The sequence below is a fragment of the Psychrobacter sp. ANT_H3 genome (genome assembly GCF_027919975.1).
GTDB lineage: Bacteria > Pseudomonadota > Gammaproteobacteria > Pseudomonadales > Moraxellaceae > Psychrobacter > Psychrobacter maritimus.
On record NZ_JAQISM010000001.1, the window covers coordinates 67,157 to 83,277 of the forward strand.

Annotated in this window: 10 protein-coding genes; 5 read left to right on the plus strand and 5 right to left on the minus strand. The window is 43.7% G+C overall.

Features of this window, described 5'->3' with window-relative positions; all coding sequences use genetic code 11:
* Window positions 1-196: 196 nt before the first annotated feature.
* Complete coding sequence (gene ppsA / locus PG901_RS00300; protein ID WP_201564929.1) at window positions 197-2,581, minus strand: phosphoenolpyruvate synthase; 2,385 nt, start codon at window positions 2,579-2,581, stop codon at window positions 197-199.
* Window positions 2,582-3,217: 636 nt separating this feature from the next.
* On the opposite strand from ppsA, the gene ppsR reads away from it, so the two are divergent.
* Together ppsR and sthA are read left to right on the plus strand one after the other, a co-directional pair.
* Complete coding sequence (ppsR, locus tag PG901_RS00305) at window positions 3,218-4,114, plus strand: posphoenolpyruvate synthetase regulatory kinase/phosphorylase PpsR (protein WP_271133054.1); 897 nt, start codon at window positions 3,218-3,220, stop codon at window positions 4,112-4,114.
* A gap of 185 nt (window positions 4,115-4,299) precedes the next feature.
* Entirely contained in the window at window positions 4,300-5,943 is a 1,644-nt protein-coding gene (gene sthA / locus PG901_RS00310) for a Si-specific NAD(P)(+) transhydrogenase (RefSeq protein WP_271133055.1), read from the plus strand.
* 121 nt (window positions 5,944-6,064) lie between these two features.
* On the opposite strand, the gene PG901_RS00315 is transcribed toward sthA, so the two are convergent.
* From PG901_RS00315 to PG901_RS00330, 4 genes are all read right to left on the minus strand, one after another.
* Complete coding sequence (locus PG901_RS00315; protein WP_271133056.1) at window positions 6,065-7,276, minus strand: ABC transporter permease; 1,212 nt, start codon at window positions 7,274-7,276, stop codon at window positions 6,065-6,067.
* Window positions 7,276-8,625, minus strand: a complete 1,350-nt coding sequence (locus PG901_RS00320; RefSeq protein WP_271133057.1) for an ABC transporter permease — start codon at window positions 8,623-8,625, stop codon at window positions 7,276-7,278. Before PG901_RS00320 ends, PG901_RS00315 begins: the two co-directional genes overlap by 1 nt.
* Window positions 8,626-8,628: 3 nt before the next feature.
* Complete coding sequence (locus tag PG901_RS00325; protein WP_271133058.1) at window positions 8,629-9,909, minus strand: HlyD family secretion protein; 1,281 nt, start codon at window positions 9,907-9,909, stop codon at window positions 8,629-8,631.
* Between the two features lie 106 nt (window positions 9,910-10,015).
* On the minus strand, window positions 10,016-11,686 hold the full coding sequence (locus tag PG901_RS00330) for a TolC family protein (protein WP_442966832.1): 1,671 nt from the start codon (window positions 11,684-11,686) through the stop codon (window positions 10,016-10,018).
* 414 nt (window positions 11,687-12,100) lie between these two features.
* On the opposite strand from PG901_RS00330, the gene glpK reads away from it, so the two are divergent.
* The 3 genes from glpK to PG901_RS00345 all read left to right on the plus strand — a co-directional run bounded on the left by glpK (window position 12,101) and on the right by PG901_RS00345 (window position 16,105).
* The gene (gene glpK, locus PG901_RS00335) at window positions 12,101-13,693 is read left to right on the plus strand and encodes a glycerol kinase GlpK (protein ID WP_271133060.1); all 1,593 of its coding nucleotides are present in this window, start codon (window positions 12,101-12,103) and stop codon (window positions 13,691-13,693) included.
* A gap of 578 nt (window positions 13,694-14,271) precedes the next feature.
* Window positions 14,272-14,742 (plus strand): hypothetical protein, encoded by a 471-nt coding sequence (locus PG901_RS00340; protein ID WP_201564951.1) that lies wholly within the window; start codon window positions 14,272-14,274, stop codon window positions 14,740-14,742.
* A 334-nt stretch (window positions 14,743-15,076) separates the two neighbouring features.
* A complete protein-coding gene (locus tag PG901_RS00345) occupies window positions 15,077-16,105 on the plus strand; it encodes an endonuclease/exonuclease/phosphatase family protein (RefSeq protein ID WP_271133061.1) in 1,029 nt (342 codons plus the stop codon).
* Window positions 16,106-16,121: the final 16 nt, after the last annotated feature.

The window sequence follows — 16,121 nt, forward strand, 5'->3', positions numbered from 1 at the left end:
GCGGTCTTTAAAGAGATGTTTTTAAAAAGCTATCTTTAATAATTTAAAAAAATCTTCAATAAACGGTCTTTAAAGCTACTTTTAAGTCACTTTTGGTAATACATTATATTAGGGTCTATTTGAAAAAATCAAATAGACCCTAATGATTATATCTTACATGACGATGTGAATTAACGCTGTGACTGAACGTTACGGCTTACTTCGCTTCTTCACCCGCTAAGAAGAACCAAGTATCTAATACTGAGTCAGGGTTTAATGAGACTGAGTCGATACCTTGTTCCATGAGCCAGTAAGCAAGATCTGGGTGATCTGATGGGCCTTGACCACAAATACCAATGTATTTGCCAGCTTTATTACAAGCTTCAATCGCCATAGACAATAGCTTTTTAACCGCAGGATCACGCTCATCAAATAGATGTGAGACGATACCTGAGTCACGGTCTAGACCAAGTGTTAACTGGGTCAAGTCGTTTGAGCCGATTGAGAAACCATCGAAGTGCTCTAGGAACTCATCTGCTAATAAGGCGTTGGTTGGTAGCTCACACATCATGATGACGCGCAGACCATTTTCACCACGTTTTAGACCATTTTTCGCTAGCAACTCGATGACTTCTTTGGCTTCGCCAACGGTACGGACGAATGGAATCATAATCTCAACGTGAGTCAGACCCATCTCATCACGGACGCGTTTCAATGCTTTACACTCAAGCTCGAAGCAGTCACGGAAGTTGTCAGAAACGTAGCGGCTCGCACCACGGAAACCAAGCATTGGGTTTTCTTCTGATGGCTCGTATAATTTACCGCCAAGCAAGTTAGCATATTCGTTTGATTTAAAATCAGACATACGCACGATAACTGGCTGATCCATAAAGGCAACGGCTAGGGTTGAGATACCTTCGACCAATTTATCAATATAGAAATCAACTGGTGACGCATAACCGGCGATACGCTCATTGATAGCTTGGGCGATTTCACGTGGTAAGCTGTTCATGTTCAGTAGCGCTTTTGGATGCACGCCAATCATACGGTTGATGATGAACTCTAAACGCGCAAGACCAATACCTTCGTTTGGCATTTGGGTAAATGAGAAGGCGCGATCTGGGTTACCAACGTTCATCATTACCTTGAATGCAAGCTCTGGCATAGATTCAACAGAGTTGGTCTGTACTTCAAAGTCAATCTGACCTTCATAAATAAAGCCAGTATCACCTTCAGCACAAGAAACGGTGACGTCTTGACCATCAACCAATAATTCAGTGGCATTACCACAACCAACGATTGCTGGTACGCCAAGCTCACGCGCGATAATAGCAGCGTGACAAGTACGACCACCACGGTTGGTGACGATAGCAGAAGCACGCTTCATAACTGGTTCCCAATCCGGATCCGTCATGTCTGATACTAATACGTCGCCGTCTTGTACTTTATCCATCTCGTTTAAGTTGCTAACGATACGTACTTTACCAGCGCCGATACGTTGACCGATTGAACGACCTTCGCATAGGATTTTAGCATCACCAGTATTGATGATATAACGTTCCATGACATTGCTGTCTTGGCGGCTCTTAACGGTTTCTGGACGTGCTTGAACGATAAAGATTTCACCGCTGTCGCCGTCTTTTGCCCACTCGATATCCATCGCTTGACCGTAATGCTTTTCGATGGTCATGGCTTGTTTGGCAAGTGAATTCAGCTCTTCAGTCGATAAAGAGAACTGCATGCGGTCTTGTTTTTCAACATCGACGGTTTTAACTGATTTAGTGGTGCTGCCTTCATCACCATAAATCATTTTCTTATGCTTGCTACCTAGGTTGCGACGGATAATCGCAGGTTTACCGTTAGCAAGTAATTTTTTGGATACGTAGAATTCATCTGGGTTAACCGCGCCTTGCACGACCATTTCACCTAGACCGTAGCTTGACGTGATAAAGACCACTTGATCAAAACCACTTTCAGTATCTAGGGTGAACATAACGCCTGCAGCGCCAGTTTCTGAACGAACCATGCGCTGTACAGCAGCAGATAGCGCAACGCCTTCGTGCTCAAAGCCTTTATGCACACGATAAGAGATAGCACGGTCGTTATATAAAGAGGCAAATACTTCTTTAATCGCAATGAGGACGTTATCAATGCCGCGAATGTTCAAGAAAGTTTCTTGTTGACCGGCAAATGACGCATCTGGCAAATCTTCAGCAGTAGCAGAAGAACGTACCGCAACAGCGATGTCTTCGCCGCCACTCATGGTTTCAAACGATTGACGCACTTCTTGCTCAAGGTCGCTTGGCAGCTCTTGCTCAATAATCCACGTACGGATTTTTTTACCCGTTTCAGCAAGCTTGTTGACATCATTAACGTCAAGTGTTTTAAGCTCGCTGTTGATTTTGTCGAGTAAGCCTGTTTCTGTCAAAAAACGATTGAACGCATTTGAAGTGGTCGCAAAGCCACCTGGAACGCTGACACCCAAATCAGATAGATGGCTGATCATCTCGCCAAGCGAGGCATTCTTGCCGCCAACCATATCAATGTCATCTTTTCCTAGCTGATCAAGATTGATTACAAGTGCTGTAGATTGCGCTGCCATGATAACTCCAGAAAATAAGGTTATTTAGTAAAGATTATAACGGTCGATTATACCCCTATATTTGGATAATTTCGATACCTAGAACCAAAAAATTCGTCAAAAAGATACAAATTGTGGGGATTGCTACATATTTGAGCGCCAAGAAAGTAATATTTGGCTGCTAGAATATATTGAAAATGGGAATGTGAGAGTTTTCATGAATGTATTCACAATAGCTAATGTTGGATAAAACTTCCAAAATTTGCTTAAAGCACTTTTAAAATTTGCTTCTATATATAGGTGACTATTGAATTATTGATAACTGGTTTGATTATTGATTTAAAAGTAAGGTTTGTTTTTATGCTAACTTTTATACAAATGCATCTAAGTGTACGCCTGTAACATTGATTTCTATTAGATGGCTATTATGCGTATAATATAGCGCATAGATATGTTCTGGACGCGACCATGCTCTTTAGCAGCGAATTCACAGCCAATGACTATTAAAGAGCATGGCAAATAAAGAGCATAGCAATGCTATAAGAAATTTTTATTATAAGTTGTTATAAACGGCTATTAAGAGTCGATTGAAGTTTTTTCAGCGCTATGCAAAAGCGATTATTGAAGTTTTAACGTTTTAACAAAGGTGTTCACGTTATGTTTGTAAACAATCCGCCCGAACCAGCCAATCCGACTATTCAAAACAAACAAGCATTAAAAGTAGATAACGCCCAAAATATCAGAACCGCCTTTTTTATCTCTGATGGTACGGCGATTACCGCTGAAACCCTTGGACGTGCTATTTTAAGTCAGTTTGCCTCAGTGCCTTTTGAAACCCGAGTACTGCCTTATGTCGATAGCTTAGAGCGTGCCGAAGATGCCGTCGAACAAATCAATACTGCTTATCAACGTGATGGTTTATTGCCATTGGTGTTTGATACGATTGTCAGTCCTGATATTCGCGAGAAAATCAATTCAGCGCATAGCTGTAATTTGGATATGTACGAAGGTCTCATCGGTCGGGTAGCAGAAGAGACGGGTGTTGAGCCGGACGGACATTCAGGCCATGCCCATGATGATGTCGACTCTGAGACGTATAAAGAACGTATTGATGCGGTGCATTTTGCTTTAGACAATGATGATGGCGCGCGCACTCGCCATTATCATGCGGCAGATATTATTCTTATCGGGGTTTCGCGTTCTGGAAAAACGCCGACTTCATTGTATTTGGCGCTACAATTTGGTATTCGAGCGGCAAATTATCCCTTAACCGAAGAAGATTTAAACGACAATAAGCTGCCTAAAGCCTTACGTGAGCATAAGCATAAGCTGTTTGGCTTATTAATCGATACGGATCGCTTAGTGAAAATTCGCCAAGAACGCCGCGCTGGCAGTCGTTATGCTAGTTACCAACAATGCCAGCAAGAGCAGCGGGCGATACAGGGAATTTATATCTCGCAAGGTATTCCAAGCCTTGATGTATCAGAGATGTCTGTTGAAGAGATTGCCACGCGTATCTTGCAGATGACCGGTCTTAAGCGCCGGATTGGTTAAAGAGATTAATCAACAGCGCATAACGAATAACGGCTAAGGCGATAACGTAACTGTCGCCAATATTGCAAAATATCCTATCACAACGTATGGTAGGCCCACTTTAGCGCCATGACCCTGACGGCATTTAAACCTGCTGACACTCATGGGCTGAAAAAATAGATTCATAAATTAATAAAGAGGATACGATGGGAAGCAAACCTATAAGCGACGCGACCAACGATACTGGTAAAGACACTCAAACCGAAGTGTCTAATAAAGAGAGCGGCCGCGCGCCAAACCCTGAGCATACTGAGGGTAAAAACAAAAAAGCAAGAATTGAGCAAACCCATGAGCAAGTCACTGACGATATCATGCATCATCCTGACTTGGTCAATCCGCTAGATGACATCCGTATTGATATTAAAACCCCTTTTACCAAAGACTCGCAGCGTATCAAAGGCGATAAGCATAAGTATGAGTATGACGTTGTTGTCTTAGGCGCAGGTCCTGCTGGTGAAGCAGCTGCCATGAAGCTGACGAAGTCGGGTAAAAAAGTAGCGGTTATTGACCCACGCGAACAGGTCGGCGGCAACTCTACTCATGTCGGCACCATTCCCAGTAAAGCATTGCGTCAATCAGTCTTTAACTTGATTAACTTTCGCCGTGATCCTATGTTCACCAAGGCAATGGAGTATCAACAGGTACCGCTCAATAAAGTGCTGGCCAATGCTCGTAAAGTTATCCGCAATCAGGTAAGTACCCATACGCGCTTTTATGAGCGCAATCGTATTGACGTGATTCACGGCTGGGCAAGTTTTATTGATGCGCATACTTTAAGCGTCGAAAAAGACGACGGTATCTTTGAAACTGTGACCTTTAATAAAGCTATTATTACTGTTGGTAGTCGCCCATATCGTCCTGATATTCTAGACTTTAACCATCCACGTGTGTTTGACTCTGATAAAATCTTGCAAATGGATTATGTGGTCAAAAAAATTATCATTTATGGTGCCGGGGTGATTGGTTGTGAGTACGCTTCTATTTTCACCGGTCTTGGCTATAAAGTTGACCTAATCAATAACCAAGATCAGCTGCTTAATTATTTAGATAGCGAGATTAGTGATGCTATCGCCCATGACTTTAGACAGTTTGGCGTATTGATTCGTAGCAATGAAGAGATTGACCATTTAGAGACGCATGATGATTATGTGGTCTTGCATCTAAAAAGCGGCAAGCGCATTAAATCGGATGCCATTCTTTGGTCAAATGGGCGCTCAGGTAACACCGAAGGTTTGAACTTAGAAGCCATCGGGCTTGAAGCCAATAGCCGTGGTCAGCTAAAAGTTGATGATACCTATTGTACTGGTGTCGAAAATATCTATGCTGCCGGTGACGTTATCGGTTGGCCATCATTGGCGTCTGCTGCCTATGACCAAGGACGCTGTGCGGCGGCCTTTATGGTTGGCGATAGTGATGCAGAGCCAGTATCAAGCGTACCAACAGGTATCTATACCATCCCTGAAATCTCTTGTATTGGTAAGACAGAGCAAGAGCTGACCGATGAAAAAGTCCCTTATGAAGTCGGGCAGGCGTTCTTTAAACATTTGGCACGCGCGCAAATCATTGGTGAACGCTCAGGTGTGTTAAAGATTTTGTTCCATCGTGATACGCTTGAGATTTTAGGCATTCATTGTTACGGCAATCACGCGTCAGAGATTATTCATATCGGTCAAGCAGTGATGAAGTGTAACGCTACTTTAGAGTATTTTGTAAATACCACCTTTAACTATCCAACGATGGCAGAAGCCTATCGTGTGGCAGCCCTTAACGGTTTAAATCGCGTTTTCTAACGCTTATTTTTTAATGCGTAAACCGTAAAGTAAGAGACATAAAAAAGCGCCTGCTTAATGAGTAGGCGCTTTTTTTATGGCATTTTTTCTAGCAGAATAAAGGTTACTAGACTTTTTTAAATTAATAGCCAGTTTTACTTTGCGGGGTACGCCAACGAAAGAGCAGCAGTAATATAAAGTAAAATGCCCACAATCCTGCAAGCGCATAAAACCCCGTTGCGACTTGCGCCACGCTGGCACCCATCTGATTGAGCTGGACAGAGGTGTTAATCGCAGGCGTCGTCGGTATTAACCAGCGTATGATTTGTAAAAACTCTGGTAATTGATGGGCAGGCCACGGATAACCACTGACAAAAAACATCGGTAGCGAGCTGAAAATTAGAATTTGCATACTGCGCTCACGCTGGCGGAACCACAGTCCAAACACACAGCCAAGCGTGGCCACAGTCGGGCAAAACAGCAGTAAAAATAACAAGCTGCCGAGCATGTTTTGTCCGCGTGGATAATGATGCAGCTCAAAGGTCCAGCCATAATAGAAGCAGCCGATAATAAAGCTGAACATACTGAGCGCTGCAATACGGCCAAGCCAGCCGCGAATACTGGTAGCATGACGACGTTGTTCATACCAAGTACCAATCAACATCGCTGTAGACATCAAAAGGGTTTGCTGCAAAATAAGAATCGCTACTGCTGGCACCACGTAAGCACCGTAACCTTCGGTTTGATTATATAAAGGAATAATTTTTAGGGGCACTGCTTGGGTGCTTGCCGCTGCGGTTGCAGAATATGCCCCTTGCGCCACGCTTTTTTTAATCTCAACCCCTGCCGATACCGTACTGACCGCCTGCAAAAATCCCATTTGGACATTTTTATTTAGTAAGAAATAGCCGCCATTGCCCAGTACGCTGACACTTGCCGCTTTTCCAGACAATACTTGCTGCTCAAGTCCGCTTGGAATAATCATATAACCGGCGATGTCATCCGACCAGATGGCCTCGATGGCATCTTGCTCATTTAAAAAACGCTTGGTATCTAGCTGCGGGCTGGCGCTGGCATAGCGAACGATGGTTTTAGATAGGTTGCTATTATCTTTATCGATAATTCCCACTGGCACATGGTTGACCACCTCTGTTGAATACGGCCAAGGATAAAAGAAGCCATAAATAATCGGCGCAATCAGTAATAGTAACAGCACGCCTTTATCAGAAAAAACGTCTTTAATCGTTTGCACAAAACTGTGCAAAAAACTTTGTGATGAATAGTCTTTTGAACCTGATGGCGTATTAGATAGCTTGTCTTTTGGTGAGGCAGGCTCTTTTTGTAGTATAGACATTAGCGTGCTCCCCAGCGTTCAGGATGGGCGAGCGCGCGTTTGCTCAATAATGCGGCTAAGAACATAGCAATAACGGTTGCTAGCGTCAGTCCATAAACTATCGGTAATGAGATGGCAACGGGTGCTTGCATCTGTAATTGGGCAATATGCAGCTTAAGATAATGGGTAAGTGGTAGCGCATCTGACCAATGCTTGGCGCTGTCACTGATGGCGATATAAGGAAAAGTAACCCCTGCAAACGCATAAGAAGGTGCTGAAATAAAACCGGTGGACGATAAGCCCATACGTAATGAAAATGAGGTTAGGGTAAATATGGCGCCAAGCCAGAATGACAACATCATCAGTAATACAAGACCGACATAAGTAGCCATGATAGAGCTAATAGCGACTGCTTGCTGTGGAGTGGCAAGCCAGAGTGCTAGAATTGACCATAAGCTATAAGCCAGCGTTGGCCAAAAATATTTACCTAATAAACCAAAGAGCAAGACTGAAATACTGGCTTTTCTAGGCTTACTATCTATAACAGAGGTTTTATTGTCTGCAGCAGAGGTTGAAGCAGCTATGATGTTGCCGTTTTCAATGTCGTTTTTAATATTGGCTTCAATGCTGGTTAAGTCAGGATGACCGCTTTCAATAAAATCATACCAACGACCGATTTGCTTATCGCGTAGCTCGCGTCCAATGGTCGTAGCACCTATGACCATAGCTAAAATATGCAGCAGCGCCGGGATAACCGTTGACGCTAAAAACTGCTGATAATCGGTAGCCGCATTAAATAAGCTAATACGCTGGATACCAATGGGCGAGTAAGCAATCGCCGCTTGTGATGGTGCCATACCTTGTTTCACCAAACGCTGTATCTCAACGCCTGCCGATAGCGTACCAATCACTGATTGGACACTGGTTTGGATAATGCCAGAGTGAGTACCGTATTGAGCGTTTACTTGCAGCACGATGGGCGCAGGTTTACTCGATGAGATATTGCGCGAGAAATCTTCAGGAATAATGACCACCGCATAAATATCACGTTGCAGGAGCGCTGCTTCTACCGCTGCCGGTGAATGATACAGCTGCCTGACCGTCAGGTTCGGATTGGCTTCCAAATAACGCACGGCAGTATTGGCAATAGGACCGCGGTCTTTATCCATCACCCCAATAGGTAAATCGGTGATTTGTATTTGTGAGAAAATCCACCAAATTAACAGCACGGTTGCAAGCGGTATCCACAGTACCATGCTCAAATCCCATGGATTTTTGGCTAAAAAACGTCGCTCATAGCCAGCACTGCGTACAAAAGCGCCAATTAGCCCCTTTTGCCCACTTAGCCTCTTTTGCTTATTCAAGCGCATGGCTTACTCTTGGGTCTGATTAGCAAGAGCTGGATTGATACTGACAATCACGCTCATACCCGAGCGAATACGTCGATCAGGTGCCGATGGTCGCGCTTTAACCTCAAAGGTGCGCACATCAAAACCATCGTTATTATTGGTCGGACGCCAAGTGGCAAAGTCAGATAATGTTGAGGTGGCGTAAACGGTAAACTGTTTGGTATAAGGCTTTTCGGGCGATGATAAAGCAGGAATCGTACCCATAAAGCGCTGACCAATCGCAAATTGATTTAAGTAGGTTTCAGTGACGTTGAGTACCACCCATTGATCATTGGTATTCACCAAGGTAAGGAGCGGCACACCTTGACCAATCACTTCGCCAGCATTGACGATGACATTATCCACGATACCGGCAATCGGGCTTCTTAGATTGGCTTCTTCTTTTGCGACCAGTGCTTCTTCTAATTGCGCATCGACTTGGGCAACTTGTGCCGTCGCGGCAGATTTATCTTCACTGCGTGCGCCTTCCATTGCTAAGTCATACTGTAAGCGCGCTGCTTCTGTTTGATCTTGGGTGGCCAAATACTGCGCGTAGGCTTCATCACGTTTTTGCCGCGCCATCAGTCCTTCTTCATAAAGACGATTGACGCGCTGATAGGTATTTTCTGCCAAATCAGACGCCGCTTTATTGGCTTGCCAAGCCGCTTTTGCTTGCGCAATCTCTTGTGGACGGGCGCCATTTTCTGCTTTATCAAGCTGACTTTGGGCCATTTGTTTGCCAGCACGAGCTTGATTAATCTTAGCGTTAATCTCAGGTGAGTCCATCTCAATCAATTGCTGACCAACCGTCACGGCATCGCCTTCTGTGACCATGATTTGTGCAATACGTCCTGGTACTTTTGCGGCGATGGACGTTTGCTGCATTTGCATCTGCCCTTGTAAGGTGATGACTTCAGGCTCATTGTGTTGATTGCTTTTATACAAACCATAAGCAATTGCCCCTAAAACAAGCAGCACAAGGAGTACCAAAATCGCCTTTTTAATCACGGCAGATTTATCCGCTTTTGCAGGCTCGCGTTTATAAGGCGGCACCGCTTGCTCTTGGTCCATGTCAGCGCTATCGACGCTATCAGCGTTATCGATGCTATCAGCGCTATCGACGAAAGCTTCAGTCGGTTTAGTGCCATTAATAGCATCAATAGCATCGACGGGCGTTTGCTCATGATGACTGCTGTTTGATTCAGCGGTTTGGTCTGAAGCATTTAATTTGCGTGAGTCGCCTGATTCGTTATTAGATTCAGTCATGACAGTGAGATTCCTAAAGCGATAAAGTCGGTAATAAGCAGAATAGGTCTGGCGTTATTTAATCTTGGCATTTAATCTTATTATTTAATATTTTCTACTGAACTGGCTATTTGTCATATAAAGTTGGTAGTCGAATATCAGCAGCGTTTAGGTAAGCATTAAAAGCGAGAGGCGTACCGCAGCTTTGCATTAGAGCGGCAAGCGACTGTACATAAGTATTCGCCGCTTGCGCCTGTTCCGTACGCGCTTTGAGGTATTGTGTCTGTGCTTGTACCACATCGATAGGCGTATTTAATCCTTCTTGTAGTCCAAGGCGACGCAAGCGCAATACCTCTGCTGCCAAATCTACATTACTTTGTAGTGCCTGATAGCGAGATTGGGCGTTATTGACATCGTGCCAGTTTTTTTCGACCAACAATAATAGATTGTCACTAACCTCAATCTCAGACAAATCCGCTTGGCGTATTTTGGCATTGCTAGAGGCTAGAGAAGCGGTTTTATCGAGCCCACCCCAAAGCTTCCAACTTGCTGAAATACCAGCGACCCAGCTTGGGTCTTTTTCAAGTTGTCCATAGCCATAAAGCATAACCGTAGGTTTGTAGCCCGTATCTGACAGCGCATGTAGCTGCTGAGCTTGGGCTCGTTTAGCGGCGACTTTTTGCAGACCTGGATGATTGCTCAGTGCCAAATCTTGAAAATAGTTGACATCAGGTAAAGGACGACTAGAAACAAATAGGGGCGTGGTCGGCTTGATACGATAATCGGTACGCAAGAGACGCTGTAGCGCCATCATCGCCAGACGCGCATCATTGTTGGCGTTGACCGATTCGCTTTTTGCATCGGCAAGCGCCGATTGGGCTTCTAAGCGATCGACACGTGAGATAAAGCCTTCTTCAAAAAGGCGCTGTGCCATATGGTCAACTTGCTGCACCGTATCATAAGCATCTTCGCGTAAGTAGGCGGCAATAATCGCCAATTGTGCCTTAAAATAACGCTCAACTAAGGTGTTATAAAGCTCGTTGGTATCCAGTATGCTATCTGCGACGGCTTCTTGGGTACGAGCAGTAGAAGCGCCTGTTAATGCTGCTGTGCGTCCAGCGGTATAAATGGGCCATACTACACCCAGACCTGCGCCCGTCGTTGAACCTGAACGTTTTAAATCGTAATTATCTGGGATACGGTCACCGACCAATTCACCAAAATCCGGCAAATTTTCTATATCTATGGGCGGGTCGATGCTATCAACGCTACTATTTACATCGTTGATAATGCCGGTTTTAATCGACGATAAGTCAACATCGGCATCCAAGTTATAAGCATTGGCGGAGACGCGCGCAAATACTAACGGATGGTCGATTGTTTTTAGCGCATCCGTTTCGTATTCACTGGCAGCAATCGCGGCTTGATTGGCGGCAATTTTTGGTGAAACTTGCAATAAAATATTTTGCGCTTGCTCAAGACTTAGCAGGCTAGACACTTCTAAGGGATAGCTATTATCAATGCTTTTATGGGTGATGGGGTCGATAAGGGTGCTTAAGCCAGTATTGGGCTCAGCTTTAGCTGTCTGTTTTTCTGTCGTTGCTGCCTTGTTTTGTAGACTGCTTTCTTGAGTGACACTTTGATTATCTGCATCAATAATTTGCGTCACTACCACTGGCGCTACTTCATTTTGTGACGTGATAATATCATCGTTAGCGTTTGCGGAGTGAGACGCGGCTAAGCTCATGAGCATAACCGTCATCACAGCAGTAGACAGAGTCGATAAAGCAAATTTCATAAGTCACGTAAGCCATTAATTAGAATGCAAAGTGTTTAGAACGTAAAGTGTGTAGAAGGTAGCCAAACTGGGCAATATTATAGACTATTAATAGAAAGCAAAAATTGGTTATTCATAACAAAGCGTACACTGTAGTGCCACAATGGTGACGGGTCAATGCTCACTATTCGCTTGTTTTACATTGAATACGCACTGTTTTTATGTTAAGTGTCTCATTATAAGGTAAATAATAGCATTATTTATGGGTTAGTGATAAAAAGTCATTGAAGATAAAAGATCGTTGAAATAACAATCTAAACCATGCAGTAACTTTTAGTAGTACATGCAATAGCTTTAATTAATAAAGGTATGGCTATAAAGCTAGATAAAAATTAGCAGATAAAAAACAACACTATCTAAAATAGGATGTGAGTAATGGCAGGATATATTTTAGCGCTAGATCAAGGTACAACATCGAGCCGCGCGATTTTGTACGATGACCATGCCCGTCCGATTAAAATGGTACAGCAGCCGACAACTTTAAAGACGCCGCAAGCAGGTTTTGTCGAGCAAGATGCCCAGCAGATTTGGCAGACACAGATTAGCTGTGCCCATGATGTGATTAATCAGGCAGGGTTGCTTGCGACCGATGTCACTAGCATTGCGATTACCAATCAGCGTGAGTCTATCGTGATGTGGGATAAGCAAACGGGCAAACCTTTAGCGCCTGCTATTATTTGGCAAGACCGCCGTACCGCAAGTTATTGTAAAACGCTTGCTGCAGAAAGCGCGAGCGGTAAGACTGATGATAAGCATGTTGATATGGCAAGCGAGATACAACGTATCACAGGCTTACGCTTAGACCCATATTTTAGCGCCAGTAAAATCGCGTGGTTGTTAGAAAACGACCCTAAATTAAGAGTACGCGCCAATAAAGGGGAGATTGCTGTCGGCACCATAGACAGCTGGCTTATCTATAAATTAACCGGCGGCGAACACGTCATCGATGTGACCAATGCTTGTCGTACCTTGTTATACGATATCCATAAGTTGGCATGGTCAGAGGAGCTATGTACCTGTTTTGCCATACCCATGAATATATTGCCCAAGGTTCTGGCATCTGATGGAGATTTTGGTAAAACTAAAAAAGGACTATTTGCCAAACAAATTCCTATTCAGGCGGTATTGGGCGACCAACAGGCTGCGCTATTTGGGCAAGGCTGCCTTGATGCAGGCATGGCAAAAAATACCTATGGCACGGGCTGTTTTATGCTGATGAATATCGGTCAGACGCCAAAACTGAGTGAGCATAAGTTACTGACGACCATTGCTTGGCAACGTAAATCAACGCCAATGCGTCCAGACAATTTATCATTTGATCAAATCGTGCAGTCTGGCAGGCGTATGCTACAACCGCCCAAAAAGGAAGTCACTTATGCCTTGGAGGGCAGTGTTTTTATGGCTGGTGCTATCGTGCAATGGTTGCGTGATAATCTCGGTATGATTCAACAAAGCGCTGAGGTTGAGAGTTTAGCGCGGCAAGTAGATAGCAGTGAAGAGGTGGTCTTATTGCCCGCATTTACAGGTCTTGGCGCTCCTTACTGGCGCTCCGATATCAGTGCCAGTATCACTGGTATGAGCCGCGGTACGACCAAAGCCCATATTGCGCGCGCCGCATTGGAAGCGGTGGCATATCAGACTTATGATGTACTCATCGCTATGCAAAAAGACAGTCCTCATCCATTGACTGAGCTAAGAGTCGATGGCGGCGCGGCTAATAATGACTTACTCATGCAATTTCAAGCTGACTTATTGGGAGTGCCGGTACTGCGCCCCAAAGACACAGAAATCACTGCCAAAGGTGCGGCTTTATTAGCGGGATTGAAAACCGGTCTATACGATGAAGCAACGATGCAAGCATCATGGCAAGTCGACCGGATTTTTGAGCCTGAAATGTCCGCCGATATTCGGCAGCAGCATCTTAATAAATGGCAACAAGCCGTCGATAGAGCGTTAAAAGTCATGTAATTGTCTAACTTGAGGTATTTAAGTGCTGTAACGACTCAGTCAAAGATTACTTAAAGCGCTCTGCTGACATACAAATCCATGCAAATTGGTGATAAAGATACAGGCTGTAACGCAAGGCAATCGTAATTTGGACACAAATTACATAACCTGTCTATTTGTTGGTATCCATAAATTCCTATACTTTAGATGAATTAAATCATAGCGCTAATCACTCTTATTTAATTTCTATTAATCCATAATTATTAATTCATAATCATGTCATTAATAGGCGTTAAATTAATAGCTTAGATTTACAGCTGAGAAATGAGCGATTAGTACATTAGCAATGAATAACTCTAATATATAACAAATAATTTAAGGATAATATTATGAATAACGATGGACGCATTACAGACCCTAATAACCGTGTAATCGCTGATGACTATCTTGAAGTCGGCGATAGAGAGCGCATCATCGATGACAATGCACGTCGATTAACTGATAACGATGTTGATATCAATGGTAATAGAGTCGTTAGACATGAAAATGATAATATCATTGATGATCACGACGCCATTGATCGTAATGCCGTGAAGCACATGTCAAAAGAGAGCAGAGAAGATCTGAATGCTGATCCAATCACAGGTGAGCCAGGCTCACACCCACTAGGTACAGGTATTGGTGGTATTGGCGGCGCAGCAGCAGGTGCGGCTATTGGAACAATGGCAGGTCCATTAGGAACCTTAATCGGTGGCGCTATTGGTGCTATCGTTGGTGGCGGTGCCGGTCATGCAGCCGCAGAAGCCATTGACCCAACTCGTGAAGAAGCCTACTGGCGTGCTCAACATGCCAATGCGGATTATTACCGCGAAGGTCATGAGTTTGATCGTGATTTACATCCAGCGTATGCCGTTGGTTATGCCAATCGCGCCCGCTATCCGGCTGATGCCCGTTTTGAAGATCATGAATCAGATTTAGAGCGTTCATGGCATGAAGTGAAGGGTGAGTCGCGTCTAGAGTGGGAAGAGGCTCGTCGTGCAACACGTGATGCATGGAACCGTGTGTCTTAATAGCCGTTATATTTTTAAGCTATGATGATTAAAGTAATGATCGATAAGATTCCTTTGTTAAGCTTCATCATTAAAATAAACTAATCGTTTATTTGATATAAGTAAATAAACAATACAAAAGCTTACTCTCTCATTACTAGAATTAGTCTGATTGTAGACTTTACTCTGCTATCAGACAAAATAAGCGAGTTTTATGCTACTTTAAAGCCTCCAAAGATTTCTTTGGAGGCTTTTTTAGTGTATATTGTTAAGTGTGAATATACTTAATATTGTTATGTATAAATATATTTAATGATAAGACATAATTATCAAAAATAATAATAATAGGTAATTTATGATTCATAATGCAGAAGGCAATGATCCAAAGCAGTTTTATATAGCAACTGCCAATTTACTGAATTTTGCCAATCCTAATCGAATTTATTACGAAAATGCGCCCGCTTATACCAATAAAGAATACGAACATAAGCTGCGTGGCATTACCGACTTATTAGCAAAAGCCCATGCCGATATTATCGCTGTACAAGAAGTATGGGATAGTCATGCGCTTGAAGCGTTGGCGGTATCGTTGGGTTTTAAGCCTGAGCATGTGGTGATTCCACTAGCAAGTAATGACAGCGCAAGCCCTTATACTCAAGGCAAAGGTGCGCAGAATACACCCGCAGTTGGTATTATCACGCGCTTTGAGCAGTTAGAGAGCACGTTGCTACAAGCCGTAGAGCCAAAAGCGGTCATCGATATTCCTGATATAGGACCTTATGAGCGTTTTAATCGTCCACCACTCATATTACGAGTGAATGCTTATGGGCAGCCGATAACGATTATTACCGCCCACCTTAAAAGCAAACGTGCTTTTTTCTTACGTGATGAAAACGGCAATCTGTTAGAGGATATGAACGATCCGAATATTCGTGTTCGTGCCAAACTGCGTAGTTTATGTATGCGCGCCGCAGAAGCCGCCTCTATTCGTATGTCTATCATTGAGCGCTTACATCATACGCGCGAGCCGCTGATTTTATTGGGTGATATGAATGATGTTACCGGTAGCGTGACCACCCAATTGATGACCGAAACCGGCGAAGTCAATTACGATAAAAGTATGCGTGATGTGGCATTGTTTGATGCCGCTCGTATCCAAGCCCGTTATGGTTGGATGAAAGATGTTGCTTATACCCATATTTATCAGGGTATGCCAGAAGTTATTGATCAGTTATTTGTTTCTGAAGAGTTTTTACCTGATAGTAAGTTTTCGCTTGGTCAGGTTGAACGAGTTGACTATTTTAATGACCACTTAAAGTGGGATTATGCCGATAGAGTCATCGATCATGGTATTATACGAGCGAAAATAAAACTTCATAATTAACCCCGTTTTTTGGTTA

Bases quoted from the DNA above. Each gene is read 5' to 3' on its own strand.
- ppsA (WP_201564929.1), bottom strand. From the start codon at position 2,581: ATGGCAGCGCAATCTACAGCACTTGTAATCAATCTTGATCAGCTAGGA.
- ppsR (WP_271133054.1), top strand. From the start codon at position 3,218: ATGTTTGTAAACAATCCGCCCGAACCAGCCAATCCGACTATTCAAAAC.
- sthA (WP_271133055.1), top strand. From the start codon at position 4,300: ATGGGAAGCAAACCTATAAGCGACGCGACCAACGATACTGGTAAAGAC.
- PG901_RS00315 (WP_271133056.1), bottom strand. From the start codon at position 7,276: ATGTCTATACTACAAAAAGAGCCTGCCTCACCAAAAGACAAGCTATCT.
- PG901_RS00320 (WP_271133057.1), bottom strand. From the start codon at position 8,625: ATGCGCTTGAATAAGCAAAAGAGGCTAAGTGGGCAAAAGGGGCTAATT.
- PG901_RS00325 (WP_271133058.1), bottom strand. From the start codon at position 9,909: ATGACTGAATCTAATAACGAATCAGGCGACTCACGCAAATTAAATGCT.
- PG901_RS00330 (WP_442966832.1), bottom strand. From the start codon at position 11,686: ATGAAATTTGCTTTATCGACTCTGTCTACTGCTGTGATGACGGTTATG.
- glpK (WP_271133060.1), top strand. From the start codon at position 12,101: ATGGCAGGATATATTTTAGCGCTAGATCAAGGTACAACATCGAGCCGC.
- PG901_RS00340 (WP_201564951.1), top strand. From the start codon at position 14,272: ATGTCAAAAGAGAGCAGAGAAGATCTGAATGCTGATCCAATCACAGGT.
- PG901_RS00345 (WP_271133061.1), top strand. From the start codon at position 15,077: ATGATTCATAATGCAGAAGGCAATGATCCAAAGCAGTTTTATATAGCA.